Source organism: Ereboglobus luteus, from assembly GCF_003096195.1.
Taxonomy (GTDB): Bacteria; Verrucomicrobiota; Verrucomicrobiia; order Opitutales; family Opitutaceae; genus Ereboglobus; species Ereboglobus luteus.
The window spans coordinates 2,025,022-2,041,081 of sequence record NZ_CP023004.1 but is presented as its reverse complement, the minus strand read 5'-3'; the positions used below and the strand labels follow the sequence as shown (position 1 = coordinate 2,041,081).

Genomic DNA, 16,060 nt, shown 5'->3' with positions numbered 1-16,060 from the left:
TTTTTCCCGATGAAAAAAGTCATCGCATTCAACGGAAGCCCCCGAACGAAGTGGAACACGCACACGCTGCTCGAGCACGCGCTGTCCGGCGCAAAATCGAAAGGCGCGGAGACGGAGCTGATCAACCTCTACGACATCGACTACAAAGGCTGCCGGAGTTGTTTTGCGTGCAAGCGAAAGGGCGCGCTGCTTGAGCAATGCGCGATCAAGGATGACCTGCTGCCCGTGCTCAAAAAAGTGCGCGACTGCGACGCGGTGCTGCTCGGCTCGCCGGTTTACCTCGGCTGCGTCACCGGCGAAACGCGCTCCTTCATGGAGCGGTTGCTGTTTCCGTATAAATCATACGATCGATTTGTTTTGCCGCATTTTTGGGTAGGGCGAACCCTCCGGGTGAGCCGTTCACCATCCCGGCGCACCCGGAGGGTTCGCCCTGCCTAAAGGCATTTCCATGCGACAATTTAAACCCTAAAACTATTTTCCCGCGTCCATCCGGAACGGGACGGCGGGGAGGCCGGCTTTGTTGAAGAGGTTGGGTTGCGCGGCCTCGTCCCACGCGAAGCGCACGGTTTTGGGCGCGGGGACTTTCGGGTTGGAGAGGATCACGCGACCGCCTTCGATCACGGCCTTGGCGGGGTAAAAGAGGCCGTCGTCACCCGCGATCACGAACCAGCGCGGCGGCTTGCCGTCGTTCGTGATGAGGCCGCCGTGCACATGGTCGAACGTCAGGTAGGCGAGTTGGCCCTTCACCTCCATCGACTGGAAGACCGGGCCGGAAAACACCACGTCGCTGCGCGCGTAGTCATGCGCGAGCGCCCAGCGCGCGAGGCGTTCGCCCACGTCGCGTTTGTTGCGCGGGTGAATGTCGAAAAGGTCGTCAACAAGGTCGGTGGTCACGACCATGCCGGTGCGCGGCAGCAGTTGCATCGCGCGGGTTTGGGCCTCCTGCAAAATCGGCGCGGCCTCGGGCGACGCCACCTGTGTGTTGCGCGCCACGTGATACAGGAAGGGCGCGATCTGCACGTAATAAAACGACATCTCGCTTTTCCAAGCGGCGCGCCAGCCTTGCACAAGCGCGACCATTTTTTGCGCGTAGTTCGCGCCGTCGCCCGAGGTGAGGTTTGACTCGCCTTGATACCAGATCACGCCGCGAATGGCATACGGCGCGAGCGGGTAAATCATCGCGTTGTAGAGCGACGACGGCTGCGTGTTCTCGACTTTTGCGCCCGGCTGCCGCGCGGCCACCGCGAAGACCGACAATTCCGGCACTGCGTCAAACCCCTCCGGCGCGGTCCATGGCTCGATGCGCGTGCCGCCCCAGCTCGCTTCGATCAGGCCAACGGGCACGTTGAGCTCGGTGTGCAGTTTGCGTCCGAAGAAATATCCCGCAGCGGAAAACTTGATCGCGTCGATTGTGTCGGGCGAGCACACGGTCCACGGCGCGGCCAGCTCGACGTCGTCCCTGGGTTCGTCGGCGCGTATTTTTTTGACTCGAAACAGGCGGATTTGCGGAAAGCCCGCCGCGCGTATTTCCTCCTCGGCGTTAAAAACGGGCTTCTGCCTGCGCCGTTCGCCGATCGGTTTTTCCATGTTGGACTGCCCCGAGCACAGCCACACCTCGCCCACAAGCACGTCGGCGAAACGCGCCTCGCCATCCGGCCCCTTCACCACCAGCTCGCGCGGCTGCGCGCTTGGCTCGAGCGGGTCGAGGCGCGCGATCCAGCGGCCGTCCGCGCCGGCCTTCACGCGTTTTGTCTGCTCGGCAAATGTCACCGTGATTTCATCGCCCGCCCTCGCCTTTCCCCATACCGGCGCCTCGACGCCGCTTTGCAAAACCATGCGGTCGGCAAACAGCCCCGGCAACTCGACCGCCTCGAGCGGCGCGAGCAGCGCAAACGCAAAAACAACCGTGAGAAGGAAACGCGCGGCGGTGCATTTTTTCATGATGCGCAAAATCTCGCACACAACGCGCATTGTGTGGAGACTATTTTCGGATACATTAACCGCCACAATCATGAACACCACCGCGCCCGAACGCCTGCGCAGCTCACCCCTGCTCACCGACCTGTATCAACTCACCATGGCGCATGGCTATTGGAAAACCGGCGCGCACAACAAGGACGCCGTCTTCCACCTTTTCTTCCGGCATAATCCCTTCAAGGGCGGCTACACCGTCGCCGCGGGGCTTGCGGACGCGGTCGCGTGGTTGCGCGAGTTGCACTTCAACAGCGACGAGATCGCCTACCTCGCCACGCTCAAGGGCAACGACGGCGCGCCGCTTTTTTCGAGCGGATTTCTCGAATACCTGCGCGGATTTGAGTTCACCTGCGATGTCGACGCCATTCCCGAGGGCACGGTCGTGTTTCCCAACGAGCCGCTGTTGCGCGTTCGCGGCCCAATCATCCAGGGGCAGCTCGTCGAAACCGCGCTTCTCAACACCATCAATTTTCAAACGCTCGTCGCGACCAAGGCCGCGCGCATCTGCCACATCACGCGCGACGAACCGGTGCTCGAGTTCGGCCTGCGCCGCGCGCAGGGTGTCGACGGCGCGCTTGCCGCGAGCCGCGCCGCGTATATCGGAGGCTGCGCGTCCACCTCGAACGTGCTCGCCGGGCAACTCTTCGGCATTCCCGTGAGCGGCACGCACGCGCACAGCTGGGTGATGTCGTTCGACAGCGAACCGGAGGCGTTTCAAGCCTACGCCGAGGCGATGCCCAACAACTGCGTGTTTCTTGTGGACACCTACGACTCGCTCGAAGGCGTGCGCCGCGCCGTCGAGTCCGGCAAATGGCTGCGCGCGCGCGGACACAAAATGGCCGGCATCCGGCTCGACTCCGGCGACCTCGCCTACCTGAGCATCGAGGCGCGGAAAATCCTCGACGAAGCGGGTTTTGCGGACACGGCGATTTTTGCGAGCAACGACCTGGACGAGCACATCATCTCAAGCCTCAAGCAACAAGGCGCGCGAATCGCGTTCTGGGGTGTGGGCACGAAACTCGTCACCGCATACGACCAGCCCGCGCTCGGCGGCGTTTACAAACTCGCCGCGCTTCGCAACGGCGACGGCGCGTGGGACCACAAAATCAAACTCTCCGAGCAAACGATAAAAATCACCAACCCCGGAATCCAGCAAGTGCGCCGCTTCACGCTCGATGGCGAATACGTCGGCGACATGATCTACAACGAGGACGGCCCGCCGATCGACGACGCGAACCGCACGATCTACGACGCGGTGAACTTCATCCGATTCAAGCCGATTCCGCCCAACGCGACAACCGAGGACCTGCTCGTGCCGGTTTTCCGAAACGGCAAACTCGTCCTCGAAATGCCGACACTCGAAGAAATCCGCGCCCGCCGCCGCGCGCAACTCGCCGCGCTTCATGAAGGCAGCAAACGCCTCCTCAACCCGCACGAATATCCGGTGGGATTGGAGCGCAGCCTCCTCGACATGAAAACCGCGCTCATCATGAAAGCGCGCGGATAAATGAACCGGAGGGGATTGAGCGCCCCACCCTCCGCATGCCCGGGACTCCGGACATTATCCCCGGCCATTTACGAGTAGGATTCTTTGGGCTCCGGCGGATGGCAGAACGGTTGGATCGCTACATGCGGAACGAACCGCTGAGGGTGAAGATGGCGGAGACAATTGCGAAGGCGATGAACCCGACAAAAACAAAGGTGCCGCCGAGCATGACGCTCGTAATGACCTTCATGAAAAAGTTGAGCTGCGCCGAAACAATCTTGCGGTAGCTGTTCGAGATTTTTTTCAGGCTGGGCACAATGCTGCCGGTGTTTTCGCCGATGGCGAGCTGGTCGAGCACGAGCGGCGGGAAACAATCCGTGCGCTGCAGCGCGGAGGAAAGCGCCTCGCCCTCCATGACGTGCGCGCTGGCGTCGCCGAACGCCTCGCGATGCACGGTGTTGCCGATTTGGCGCTCAGTGATCTTGAGCGCGTCGGTGGTGGTGATTCCGTTTTCGAGAAGGATCGAAAGCGTCTGACTGAAGGCGAGCACGCTCTGGCTCATGGAAAAGTTTTTCGTGAGCGGAAGCTTGAGCAGCCAGCCGTCGGTGGCGTGGCGGCCCCTGGCGGTTTTCCGCCAGCGCCAGAAGGCGATCGCGCCAAAGATCGCCGCGCCGACCACGAAGATGCCGTAGTGCAGCGCGAAGTCCGACATGCCGACCATGAGGCGCGTGGACGCGGGGAGCTTGCCGCCGAGCGAGTTGAAGAGCCCTTGCATGCGGGGCATCAGGAAGAACATGAAAAAGAGGATGACGCCGAACGCGACCGTGAGCAGCAGTATCGGATAGGCGAGCGCGCTGACAAACTGGCGGCGCAGTTCGTTTTGCTCGTTGTAATGCGCGATGAGCCGCGTGAGCACCTCGCTGAGACCGCCGGTCGCCTCGCCCGCCTGGATGAGGTTGATTGCCGACGTATCGAAGACTTGCGGGAACTCCGCCATCGCGCGCGAGAGCGTGGCGCCTTCGCCGATGCGCTCCCAAAGGCTCGAGCACAAAAACCGGAGCTTGGGCTCGCGTATGCGCTGCGAGAGCATGCGGAGCGACTCGCCCGCGGAGAGTCCGCTAGAGACGAGATCGGAAAGCGCCTCAAGGAACGGAAGCTGTTCCTTTTTGGAAAGAGGCTTGGGCTTTTTCGATTTCGAGCCGCGGGAGGGGGAGGATTGTTTTGGGGACGACGCGGCGGCGCCCGATCTGGCGGCCTTGCTTTTTGCGGGCTTGGCGATGACCGCGCCGCCCGCGGTGACCTCCTCGATCCGCTGGGGTTGCAAACCGCGCGCGGTGAGGTGGCGGAGGGCATCCTTGCGACTGGGCGCCTCCAGCGTCGAGGTGACGGTCTGGCCGGAACGGTCGCGGGCGGTGTAAGTGTAGGCGGGCATTTAGAAAGTAGCGAGTAGCGGGTAGCGGGTAGTGAGTGGAAGAAGTGAGGCGGCGGAGTCGCAGGTGGCTCCATGCTCGCTACTCGATGCTCGATGCTCGCTACTTTTCATTTCACTTTTCCGCGGCGATGACTCGCACGATTTCGTCGAGGGTGGTGTGGCCGGCCTTCACTTTTTCCCAGCCCGAGATTTGCAGGGGTTTCATTCCGTTTTCGCGGGCGCAGGTGGCGAGGGCTTGCGTGCTTTCCCGGCGGAGGATGAGTTCGTGGAGGGCTTCGTCGGGTTTGAAGATTTCAAAGATGCCGATGCGCCCGCGGTAGCCGGTGTTGCGGCAGCGATCGCAACCGCAGGGGACCTTGAGGGTTTCGACGCGGTCGGCCTCGTCGGGGTCGATGCCGAGGACGCCGAGCGTTTCGCGGAGCTTGAGCTTGTTGACGGGTTCGTGCTTCGAGCAGTCGGGACAGAGACGGCGCACGAGGCGCTGGGCGATGACAAGCTCGATCGCGGAGGCGACGAGGAAGGGCTCGATGCCCATGTCGATGAGGCGGGTGATGGCGCCGGGGGCGTCGTTGGTGTGGAGCGTGGAAAACACCAAGTGGCCGGTGAGCGAGGCGCGGATGGCGATGTCGGCGGTATCGCGGTCGCGGATTTCACCGACCATGATAACGTCGGGGTCCTGACGGAGAATCGAGCGGAGCGCGGTGGCGAAGGTGAGGCCGATTTCCGGTTTCATCTGCATCTGGTTGACGCCGGGAACCTCGTATTCGATGGGGTCCTCGACGGTGACGATGCGCAAGTCGGGCGAGTTGATGTAGCGCAGAAATGCGTTGAGCGACGTGGATTTGCCGGAGCCGGTGGGGCCGGTGACGAGAATGATGCCGTGCGGGTATTCGAGCACGGTTTTGATTTCGCGTTGCTCGTCGGCGCTCATGCCGAGGCGGTCCATCGTGTAGGCCTCCTTTTTCTGATTGAGGAGGCGGAGCGAAACGGACTCGGCGTAAATGGTGGGCGCGGTGGCGACACGGATGTCGAGGACGTTGCCTCCGGCGCGAAAGTTGATGCGTCCGTCCTGCGGCAGGCGCTTCTCGGAGATGTTGAGCTTCGCCATGATCTTGAGGCGCGAGATGATGGCGTCCTGAAAGCGGAGCAGGTTTTCGGGCACGGGCACGGGCACGAGCAGGCCGTCAACACGGTAGCGGATTTGGAGGCGGCCCTCCTGCGGTTCGAAATGAATGTCGGTCGCCTCGTCGTTGACAGCCTGCGTGATAACGTCGGTGACGAAGCGCACGACGGCGGCGTCCTCATCGACATCGTCGTCGGCCTGCTGAATGTTTTCGGGGGCGATGTAATCGTCGTCGCTGCCCTCGAGCGAACCGGAGCCGACACCGAAGCGCTCGATTATGAGCTGGTGGACTTTGTCGGGATTGCCGAGATACCAGACGAGGGGACGCGGCGTGAAGGTGCGTATCCAATCGGCGATGGCGGAATCAGGAGGCCAGGAAGTCGCAAGCACGAGGGGCGCTTGCGAAGAGGACGGAGGGGCGGAGTTTGCGAAAACTTGATTCTGGTCTTCCTGCCTCTGGATTTCCGGCCTCTTTTCCTCCTCCTCATCCGGCTTCCGGATCGGAATGATTTGGTAATCGTGGACGAGGCGGGCGGGCAGGAGGCCGAGGGAGTCGGAGTCCGCCACTAGGTTTGTGACGGTGGGGAGGTTCGCGGCGGCGCCGAGTGCGTCGAGGGTGTCGGGGTCGGTTTTGACGAGGGCCGCGGCCAGGATTTTGAACCGCTGGGCGCGCGGAGCCTCATTGATTGCCTGCACTTGATCTTCGTCGAGACGACGGGCGAGTGAGTCGGGAAGCGAGGTGTCGGTTAATAACATGGCGCGCGCTTTTCTGGTGCGGTTTTTGCAAGGGAACGCGAACGCTCAGCCCCTTTTCTTTTTCTTGTGACGCTTGGGCTCGGCGGGGAGGTCCGGCAGCGCATTGACGTCGCCCTTCGGCGGCGTGGGTGTTTGCCCGAGGACTTTTTGCACCTCGGCTTTGTTGCTCATGCGCTCGAGCTGTTCCATGGCGGGCGCGTTGTCCGCGGCGGTGTTGGTAAGGACGGTGGGGCGCAGGAAGAAGATGAGTTCGGTGCGCGTCTGGCTGCGGGAACGTTTGCCAAAAAGATCGCCTATGATCGGAATGGGGCCGAGACGACTTCTAGTTTTACTTGCAGAGCTTTTTTGAATTCCGCCGAGGACAATAATTTCCCCGCTTTTCACTATAATGGAGGAGGAGGTATTGCGCTTTCCGATGATGTATTGCTTGTTGCGATCAAGCTCAACCTCGCCGGAAACATCGCTGATTTCCTGTTGCACGTCGAGTTGCACGCTGCCGTCGTAACCGATGAGCGGGGTGACGGTGATGGTGGTGCCGATTTCCATCTGGGTGATGGATGAGGTGGTGGCGTTGTTGACGTTGCCTGTGTTAACGGTGCTGGCTGTGATGACGGGGCGCGTTTCACCAATGAATATTTTGCCCTCCTTGTTGTGCATCGTGGTGATGGCGGGAACGGAAACGATATTGGTGTTGTTTTTGCGCGGTGTGGTTTTAAGGCCGATGACGGCGGTAAGGGGCTGTAATGATGGCGAATAGCCTCCATCTTCATTGCCTGCAAAACCAAAGCCGGGGCCGCTGCCAAGTATCCCGGTGAGTTTGCCATTCTCCACACTGAATCCGAGCTCGTCGATGCCGCTGCTAGCCTCGTCGGTGAGGCCGACCTCGGCAATGACGACCTCGATGCGGACTTGCGCGAGAAGAACATCGAGTTTTTCGACGAGCTCCTTGATGATGCGGATGTCATCAACCGTGCCGGACACAACGATGGCGTTGATGCGGGTGTCGGGTTGCACGGTGATGAAGCTGCTGAACTCGTTGCCCTCGAGCCCGAGGCTGCCGCCGGTGATGCCGCTGGCGGGCGTGGCGAAGGCGGGCCGCACACTCGCGGGCTGGGTTCGTTGCTGGGTGGTGTTGCGATTTTGTGTCGTGGTGCGGTTGGTCGCGGTGGTTTGCGTTGTGCGCTGGCGCTGGGTGGCGCTGGTGCCGCCGGTGGATTGCGCGGCCTGGGCGGCGCGGGTTTGCCCCGAGATGATGTTGCTGAGAAGCGTGGCGACATCGCCGCACTGCGCGCTCTTGAGGCGGATGACTTCGTTGCGGGTGTTGGGGTCGGCCTTGGTGTCGAGTTTTTTGATGAGGTCGTCGAAAAACGGAAGCTGCCGCGGGTCGCCGATGACAACAACCTGATTGGTGCGATCGTCGGAGTTGAACGTGGTGGAGGCGCCGAGCTGCTGCTGGAGCGGGCCAGTGAAGAGCGCCTTGATTTTGTTCACGATGTCCGAGGCCTTGGCGTATTCGAGCGAGTAAAACTTGGCCTGCACGGGCGTGGCGGCGGGACGGTCAACCTGCTTGATGATGGTTTCAACACGCTGGAGCGTGGAAACGGTGTCGGTGACAAGGAAGGCGTTGGCGCGCTCAAAAATGGAAATCGTCTGGATCTGCGCGTTGAGCATCGTGCTGATCATGGGAACGAACTCGCTGGCGCGAAGAAACTCGAGCTGGAAAAACTTGCTGGCGATGCGGCCCGAGGGCGGCAGGTCGAGCGTGGAGCCCTCTATAATCGTCGGCGCCTCGCTGCGAACGGTGTTGATGGGGACGAGCAGGAGGAGTTTTTCGCCGCGTGGAACGAGCGCGAGCTGGTTGACGGTGAAAAGCGTCTCGATGGCCTGCAACGCCTCGGCGCGCGTGGGCGGGGTGGCGAAGGAAAGCGAGAGGTCGGCGACATTGGGGAGCGTGGCGGGGCGGATGACGGTGCGTCCCGTGAGTTTTTCAAGCTCGGGGATGGCCATCGAAAGCGGCAGCGCGGTCCAGTTGATCGTGATGCGCTCATCGGGATTGCCGGAGGGCTCGAGCGCTGGGGTGGCGGGGATTTCCGCGTCGGCCTGCGTCCACGGGGGCGAAAGGAGTATGGGAGCGCCTCCGGGTTGCGCCTGCGGCGCTGCCGGTGTGTTTCGCGCGCTGGCCGGCAAAAACGCAGTGGCGGTGAAAATTGAGGCAAGGGCGATGCGGAGGATGCGCGGGTCATGCTGGAGAGATGGGAAATTGGCTGCGATGGTTTGCTCGGCGGAAGGCGGAGAGTTGAGAGGGTGTTGGCTGAAAAGAAAAGAGCGAAGAACGGGTTGGGCATGAAATTTGGCGGAGGTTTTGCAACGGGGCAAGACGTCCCTTGGCGCGGCAGGTTGCACGGGGCATGACTCTAAATTCCACGGAGGGCGCAAAAACGCCCGTGGCAGGGTGGCGCGAGGTGTTTCGCCAAACCCGCCTTGGATTTGCGGGAGACCGGGCAGTCGTCGCGCGGCCATCGGCCTCGGGGTCGGTGTATTTTTGGGTCAAGGAAGTTTCTCCTTGATGCGCGGCGGCGGGACTCTCATCTTCCGTGGTTCAATCGGATCGGGGCGTAGCTTAGCCTGGTAGAGCGCTACGTTCGGGACGTAGAGGTCGTGAGTTCGAATCTCACCGCCCCGACCATTTTGAAAACCGGAGCGGACGTGTGTCCGCTTTTTTTATTTTGAGAACGGATTATGCAGCCGTTCGTTTTCCAGGGTCGTGAGCGGGCCGTGTCCCGGGGCGATCACTGTCTTGCCGGGAAGCTCGGTGAAAAGGCGTTTCAGGCTGTCGGCAAAACTCTGCGCGCAAAAATAGCCGCGTCCCGCCGAACCCGCGAAAATCAGGTCGCCCGACACAAGCAGTTGCGTGGCGTCGGACAACGCGGGCGCGCTCACGACATAGCTGTTGTGCGCCTCGGTGTGGCCGGGCGTCTTGATCGCGCGCACCTCAAACGCGCCGTAGCGCAAGCGCGCGCCCTCGCCCATCGCGAAGCCGCCACCGACCTCGCCGGCCCTGGCGCTTGTGTCCGAAATGCAAATGCCCTCGGGGAAAAACACGGGCACGCGGCCAAGGATGCGCTGGAGCTCCTCCAGCCCGCCGGTGTGCTCGGTTTCGACATGCGTGATAAAAATGGCCTCGATCTTGCGAATGCGTTTCGGCCAGACGCGCTCGATTTGCGCATAGTCGGAACCGGCGTCGAAAAGTATGCCGGAGGACTGGCCGCACTCGGCGACGATGTAGGCGTTGGCCACGCCGATGCCGTGGGGCGTGCGCAGCGGATAAAGGCAGAAAGGCAGGCCGGAAATCTCGGGCAGCGGATAACGATTCTGCGCGAGGGCGAGCAGGCCCGGCTCGTTGAGGCCGAGCGCGACGGCGAGCCGCTTGAGCTCGCCGGCCGTCAACTCGTAGCGATAGTCGATGGCGTCGTGTATTTTTTCGGCGGACACGCCCGAGTGCTCGGCGAGCGCCTGCTCGGTGCAGCAGGCGTGCCGCATCGCCTTGTCCAGGACGTCGCCGAGCTCGTCTTCCAGAGGTGCGTATTCGATGACCACGGTGGAAATGTGGCACGGGTTTTTGCGAGGCGCACGTTAAAAGTGCCCGCTTCTACTTTACAGGCGGCGCGGCTGCGGGCAATTTCCCAGCCGATGGATTCGCAACAACAAGAGATTCTGGATATTTTCACTCGCACGCGCGCGTTGTTGCGCGGGCATTTTGTGCTGCGCTCGGGATTGCACAGCGGGCACTTTTTCCAATGCGCGCAGGTGTGCCAGAATATGGCCGCGGTCACGCGGCTGACCGAGTTGCTGCTACCGAAGCTCGCCGGCTTGAAATTCGAAACCGTGCTCGCTCCCGCGATGGGCGGGCTCGTGATCGGGCAGGAGGTCGCGCGCCAGACAAATTCGCGCTACATTTTTGTTGAGAAGGAAAACAACGCGCTCGTGATGCGCCGCGGCTTCAAGATCGCTCCCGGCGAGCGCGTGCTCGTGGTCGAGGACGTGGTGACGCGCGGCGGCCGCGTGGTCGAGGCGCTCAACATCGTCAAGGCATGCGGCGGCACGCCCGCCGGCGTGGCGATGCTCGTGGACCGCAGCGCGGGCGCGGCCAAGTTCGAGGTGCCCGCGGTTTCGCTGCTGGAGTTGAGCTTCCCGACCTGGCCGGCCGACCAGCTGCCTCCGGAAATCGCAAAACTGCCGGTCGAAAAACCGGGCAGTTGACGGATTCTGGCGCGGATAAATTTCCCAAAAAACACAAAACGCAGATAGCTGAAAATTCCCATGTCACAATTCGATCTCATTGTCATTGGCGGCGGACCGGGCGGTTATGTCTGCGCTTTTCGCGCCTCGCAACTCGGCCTCAAGGTCGCGCTCGTCGAAAAGCGCCCCACGCTCGGCGGCACGTGCCTCAACGTCGGCTGCATCCCGACAAAGGCGCTTTTGCATTCAACCGAGCAATACGTTTTCGCCCGTGATCACGCCGCCGCGCATGGCATCAAGTTCGACGGCGTCGCCGCCGACATCGCGACCATGATGAAACGCAAGGACTCCGTCATCGCCAAACTCACCGGCGGTGTCGCGCAGCTCGCGAAGGCGCGCAAGGTCACCGTGTTCAACGGCAGCGCGAGTTTTGCCGGCGGCCCGGGCCACCAAGTCGAAGTCACCTCGACCGACGCCTCGACGGGCGGCAAACCCATCACGCAAACCATCTCCGCTCCGAATGTCGTCATCGCCACGGGATCGCTGCCCGCCGAATTGCCCTCGGTCAGGATCGACGGCAAAAACATCATTTCCAGCGACCAGGCCATCGCGCTCGACGAGGTGCCGAAAAAACTCGTCGTCATCGGCGGCGGCGCGATCGGGCTCGAGCTCGGCTCCGTTTGGGCGCGCCTCGGCGCCGATGTGACTGTTGTCGAATTCCTGCCCAAAATCGCCGCGGCGTGCGACGACGACATCGTGCGCAACTTCACGCGCCTCCTCCAAAAACAAGGCCTCAAAATCGAAACCAACGCCAAGGTCACCGGCGCGAAATTCAACGGCCCCAGCGGCGTGCTCACCGCCGAGCGCGACAGGGCGGCGCTTGAGTTTACCGCGGATAAAATCCTTCTCGCAGTGGGCCGCCGCCCCAACACCGAAAACCTCGGCCTGGAAAAAATCGGCGTCGCGCTCGATCCCAAAGGCCGCATCCAAGTCGATTCGGAATTGCGCACCAGCGTCCCCGGCATTCGCGCCATCGGCGATGCTGTCGCCGGCCCGATGCTCGCTCACAAGGCCGAGGAGGACGGCGTTGCCGCCGCCGAGTGGATCGCGGGAAAACACGGCCGCATCAACTGGAATTTTGTTCCGGCGATCATCTACACCGCGCCCGAAGTCGCCACGGTCGGCCTGGGCGAGGACGCGGCGAAGGCGAAAGGCATCGAGGTCAAGACGGGGCGCTTCAACTTTGCCGCAAACGGACGCGCCATCGCCAGCGACACGACCGACGGCTACGCGAAAATTATCGCCGACGCAAAAACCGACACGATTCTTGGCGCGCAAATCCTCGGCCACGGCGCGGGGGAGTTGATCGCCGAGGTCGTCGCTCACATGGAATATGGCGGCAGCGCCGAGGACCTCGCGCGCACCATCCACGCGCACCCGACGCTGGGCGAATCGATCAAGGAAGCCGCGCTCGCCGTCAGCAAATCGGCGATTCACGCATTGTGAAATCAGGGAAGGCGGAGTCCCGCCCCGCCCTTTTTTGCATGAAAAAACCCGGCGCGCGGAAGCGGGCCGGGCTCGGAAACGCGATGCGTTTGGAGAATGCTATTTGATTTCCTTGTGAACCGTGCGGCGCTTGAGGAAGGGATTGTATTTCTTCTTCTCAATACGCTCTGTCACCGTCTTTTTGTTGCGCGTGGTGAGATAACGCGAGACGGGTTTCCCCTCTTTGCGGGCTTCGGTGCACTCGAGTATGACGACTTCTTGCATAATGTTTTAAAATTGTTGAACGGGTGAGCAAACCAGCGCTGCGGCACAGCGCAACCACAATCTTGCGTCTAAAAATTTCGCCAAAACACAATCCATACGCCCCTCCGGCATGCGCGGACGCTCGACTTTCCCTCGCCGACTCGCATTAGCTGTGGGGGTTCACCTCCCCTCCATTTCAAAAATTCAAAAAACTCTCCCATGCCACTGACCTTCGACAAACCGCTTCCCGAATTGCGCAAATATCGCGGCACCAATCCGCGCCCGGCGGATTTCGACGCCTACTGGCGCGCCGCCCTGCGCGAGCTCGACGCGACGCCCGCCAACGCCGAGCTCGTCCCCAACCGCACCATCGCGCCCGCCGGTGTCGAATGTTTCGACCTGTGGTTCGACGGCACGCACGGCGCCCGCATTCACGCCAAATACCTGCGGCCCGAGCGCACGCCCGAAAACACGGACAAACGGCATCCCGCCGTGCTTCTTTTTCACGGCTACTCGGGGAACAGCGGCGACTGGCAGGACAAGCTCGCGCTCGTCTCGCAGGGTTTTTGCGTGGCCGCGATGGATGTGCGCGGACAGGGCGGGCTTTCGGAGGACACCGGCGGTGTCAAGGGCAACACCCTGCGAGGGCAGATCATTCGCGGCCTCGACGATCCCGATCCGCACAGGCTGTTTTTCCGCGATGTGTTTCTGGACACCGCGCAACTGGCGCGCGCCGTGATGACGTTTCCGGAGGTCGATGAAAAACGAGTCGGGGCAACCGGCTGGTCGCAAGGCGGCGCGCTCACACTCGCGTGCGCCGCGCTCGAACCGCGCATCAAGCGCGCCGCGCCCGTGTATCCGTTTCTCTGCGACTACCAGCGCGTCTGGCAAATGGACCAGGCAAAAGACGCGTATGACGAGTTGCGCTATTTTTTCCGCCAGCACGATCCGCTCCACGAACGCGAAGAGGCGATCTTCACAAAGCTCGGCTACATCGACTGCCAGCATCACGCGCACCGCATCAAGGCGCGGATCATGCTCGGCATTGGGTTAATGGACACGGTCTGCCCGCCATCGACGCAGTTCGCCGCCTACAATAAAATCAAATCGAAAAAGCAGATGGTGTTTTACCCGGATTTCGCCCACGAGCCGCTGCCCGGCATGCACGATAAAATTTTTGAGTTCATGCGCGGATTGTGAAACTGCGTCCGCATTGGGCGGGGTGAGCGCGCCGGAAATTGCGAGAGGCAAACGCCGCGCCCTCGCGCATCCGTTGGACGTGTTTCGATGCGGCGACGTAGCGCGCCCCCCCGGCAAGACACAAAAAAACGAACCGGCTTTGGGCCGGTTCGTTTGTGTTAAAACGTGTCGATTGTCGTTTATTAACCGAGGCGGGCCTTGAGGGCTTCGCGCTGGGCCTTGAGCTCGGCGGGGAGCTTGCTGCCAACCTTCGCGAAGAAGGTCTCCTGGTCGGCCACTTCGGCTTTCCATTTCTCGACGTCAACCGCTTGGAGCTCGTCGAAGATGGCTTTGTCGAAGTTGGCGCCGTCCCAGTCGATATCATCGAAGGAGGGCTGGTAGCCGATCGCGCTTTCCGCGGCCTTGGCGCAGTCGCAGCCGACGGCGCGGCCAACGATCCACTTGAGCACGCGGGCGTTTTCGCCGAAGCCGGGCCAGATGAACTTGCCTTCGGCGTTCTTGCGGAACCAGTTGACGTGGAACACGGCGGGCATCTTGGCCTTCTTGGCCATGTTGAGCCAGTGCTGGAAGTAGTCGCCGATGTGGTAGCCGCAGAAGGGCAGCATGGCCATCGGGTCGCGACGGACTTGGCCGACTTTGCCCGCGGCGGCGGCGGTCATTTCGGAGCCCATCGTGGCGGCGATGTAAACGCCTTGTTCCCAGCTCTTGGCCTGGTAGATGAGCGGCATGGTGTCGGGGCGGCGGCCGCCGAAGATGAAGGCGCTGATGGGCACGCCGGCGGGATCTTCCCAAGCGGGGTCGATCGTCGGGCATTGCGCGGCGGGCGCGGTGAAGCGGGCGTTCGGGTGAGCGGCCTTGACGCCGTTCTTGCCGTCCGCGGGCGTCCACTTGTTGCCCTTCCAGTCGATGAGTTCGGCCGGGGGCTCGTCGGTCATGCCTTCCCACCAGACTCCGCCTTCGGGTGTGAGGGCGACGTTGGTGAAGATGGTGTTCTTGGCGAGCGAGGCCATCGCGTTCGGGTTGGTCTTGACGGAGGTGCCGGGCGCAACGCCGAAGAAGCCGGCCTCGGGGTTGATCGCGCGGAGGGTGCCGGTGGCATCGGGTTTGATCCATGCGATGTCGTCGCCGACGGTCCAGACTTTCCAGCCTTTGTCGAGGAGCGCCTTGGGCGGGATGAGCATGGCGAAGTTGGTCTTGCCGCAGGCGGACGGGAAGGCGGCGGAGACGTAGGTCTTTTCGCCTTTCGGGTTTTCAACGCCGAGGATGAGCATGTGCTCGGCCATCCAGCCTTCGTCGCGGGCCATGTTGGAGGCGATGCGGAGGGCGAAGCACTTTTTGCCGAGGAGGGCGTTTCCACCGTATCCGGAGCCGAAGGACCAGATTTCGCGGGTCTCGGGGAAATGGACGATGTATTTGTCGGGGTTGCAGGGCCAGATGACGTCTTTTTGGCCTTCCGCGAGGGGAGCGCCGACGGAGTGAAGGCAGGGGACGAAGGGTTTCTCGCCCTTGTCGATTTCCTTGAACACGGCGGCGCCGATACGGGCCATGATGCGCATGTTGGTGACGACGTAGGCGGAGTCGGTGAGCTCGACGCCGTTTTGGGCGATGGGCGAGCCGATCGGGCCCATGCTGTAACCGAGCACATACATGGTGCGACCTTTCATCGAGCCCTTGAAGAGGCCGGTGAGCTTGGCGCGCATTTCGACGGGGTCGGCCCAGTTGTTGGTCGGGCCGGCGTCGTCCTGCGACTTGGAGCAGATGAAGGTGCGCTCTTCGACGCGGGCGACATCGCTGGCGTCGGAACGGGCGTAGTAGCAGCCGGGCCAGAGGTTTTCGTTAAGTTTGGTGTAGGTGCCGCCGGCGACGAGCTTGTTGCACAGATCGTCGTATTCGGCTTGCGAGCCGTCGACCCAGTGGATGGCGGCGGGCTCGCACAAGGCGGCCATTTCATCGACCCAGGCGAGAAGCTTGGCGTTTTCGCTGAGTGGTTTGTTGGATGGTATGTTTGTTTTCATCGGGTGGAAACTGGGTTGTGTGAGTGTTTCTGATGTTTTGGTTTTGTTCGTGTGTTTCTATCTTTGGAAATGACGAGACAGAAAAG

11 protein-coding genes, 1 tRNA gene and 1 pseudogene are annotated in these 16,060 nt (G+C 62.0%); 6 read left to right on the top strand and 7 right to left on the bottom strand.

What is annotated here, in order from left to right; translation table 11 throughout:
* Positions 1-9: 9 nt before the first annotated feature.
* Positions 10-348, top strand: a pseudogene (locus CKA38_RS07600) (flavodoxin family protein); the annotation flags it as partial.
* A 123-nt stretch (positions 349-471) separates the two neighbouring features.
* On the opposite strand, the gene CKA38_RS07595 reads toward CKA38_RS07600, so the two are convergent.
* Positions 472-1,941, bottom strand: a complete 1,470-nt coding sequence (locus CKA38_RS07595; protein WP_108824930.1) for a sialate O-acetylesterase — start codon at positions 1,939-1,941, stop codon at positions 472-474.
* 70 nt (positions 1,942-2,011) lie between these two features.
* Between CKA38_RS07595 and CKA38_RS07590 the strand changes: the two genes are divergently transcribed.
* Positions 2,012-3,481: a nicotinate phosphoribosyltransferase gene (locus CKA38_RS07590; protein WP_108826489.1), complete on the top strand. Its 1,470-nt coding sequence runs from the start codon at positions 2,012-2,014 to the stop codon at positions 3,479-3,481.
* Positions 3,482-3,599: 118 nt separating this feature from the next.
* On the opposite strand, the gene CKA38_RS07585 is transcribed toward CKA38_RS07590, so the two are convergent.
* The 3 genes from CKA38_RS07585 to CKA38_RS07575 all read right to left on the bottom strand — a co-directional run bounded on the left by CKA38_RS07585 (position 3,600) and on the right by CKA38_RS07575 (position 8,958).
* Positions 3,600-4,892, bottom strand: a complete 1,293-nt coding sequence (locus CKA38_RS07585) for a type II secretion system F family protein (protein WP_108824929.1) — start codon at positions 4,890-4,892, stop codon at positions 3,600-3,602.
* Positions 4,893-5,004: 112 nt separating this feature from the next.
* On the bottom strand, positions 5,005-6,771 hold the full coding sequence (locus tag CKA38_RS07580) for a GspE/PulE family protein (protein WP_108824928.1): 1,767 nt from the start codon (positions 6,769-6,771) through the stop codon (positions 5,005-5,007).
* Positions 6,772-6,816: 45 nt separating this feature from the next.
* Positions 6,817-8,958: a secretin N-terminal domain-containing protein gene (locus tag CKA38_RS07575; protein WP_236919227.1), complete on the bottom strand. Its 2,142-nt coding sequence runs from the start codon at positions 8,956-8,958 to the stop codon at positions 6,817-6,819.
* Positions 8,959-9,380: 422 nt separating this feature from the next.
* On the opposite strand from CKA38_RS07575, the gene CKA38_RS07570 reads away from it, so the two are divergent.
* A tRNA-Pro gene (locus CKA38_RS07570) sits at positions 9,381-9,457 on the top strand.
* A gap of 35 nt (positions 9,458-9,492) precedes the next feature.
* Here CKA38_RS07570 and CKA38_RS07565 read toward each other — a convergent pair.
* Positions 9,493-10,368, bottom strand: a complete 876-nt coding sequence (locus CKA38_RS07565; protein ID WP_108824926.1) for an MBL fold metallo-hydrolase — start codon at positions 10,366-10,368, stop codon at positions 9,493-9,495.
* Positions 10,369-10,461: 93 nt separating this feature from the next.
* On the opposite strand from CKA38_RS07565, the gene pyrE reads away from it, so the two are divergent.
* Both pyrE and lpdA read left to right on the top strand, forming a co-directional pair.
* Complete coding sequence (gene pyrE / locus CKA38_RS07560; protein WP_108824925.1) at positions 10,462-11,031, top strand: orotate phosphoribosyltransferase; 570 nt, start codon at positions 10,462-10,464, stop codon at positions 11,029-11,031.
* A 60-nt stretch (positions 11,032-11,091) separates the two neighbouring features.
* Positions 11,092-12,516, top strand: a complete 1,425-nt coding sequence (gene lpdA, locus CKA38_RS07555) for a dihydrolipoyl dehydrogenase (protein WP_108824924.1) — start codon at positions 11,092-11,094, stop codon at positions 12,514-12,516.
* A gap of 99 nt (positions 12,517-12,615) precedes the next feature.
* Here the strand turns inward: lpdA and rpmG are convergent, their stop codons facing one another.
* Positions 12,616-12,780: a 50S ribosomal protein L33 gene (rpmG, locus tag CKA38_RS07550; RefSeq protein WP_108824923.1), complete on the bottom strand. Its 165-nt coding sequence runs from the start codon at positions 12,778-12,780 to the stop codon at positions 12,616-12,618.
* 198 nt (positions 12,781-12,978) lie between these two features.
* Here rpmG and CKA38_RS07545 point away from each other — a divergent pair, with 198 nt between their 5' ends.
* Positions 12,979-13,959: an acetylxylan esterase gene (locus CKA38_RS07545; protein WP_108824922.1), complete on the top strand. Its 981-nt coding sequence runs from the start codon at positions 12,979-12,981 to the stop codon at positions 13,957-13,959.
* A 182-nt stretch (positions 13,960-14,141) separates the two neighbouring features.
* Here the strand turns inward: CKA38_RS07545 and CKA38_RS07540 are convergent, their stop codons facing one another.
* Positions 14,142-15,974, bottom strand: a complete 1,833-nt coding sequence (locus tag CKA38_RS07540; protein WP_108824921.1) for a phosphoenolpyruvate carboxykinase (GTP) — start codon at positions 15,972-15,974, stop codon at positions 14,142-14,144.
* Positions 15,975-16,060 lie beyond the last annotated feature (86 nt).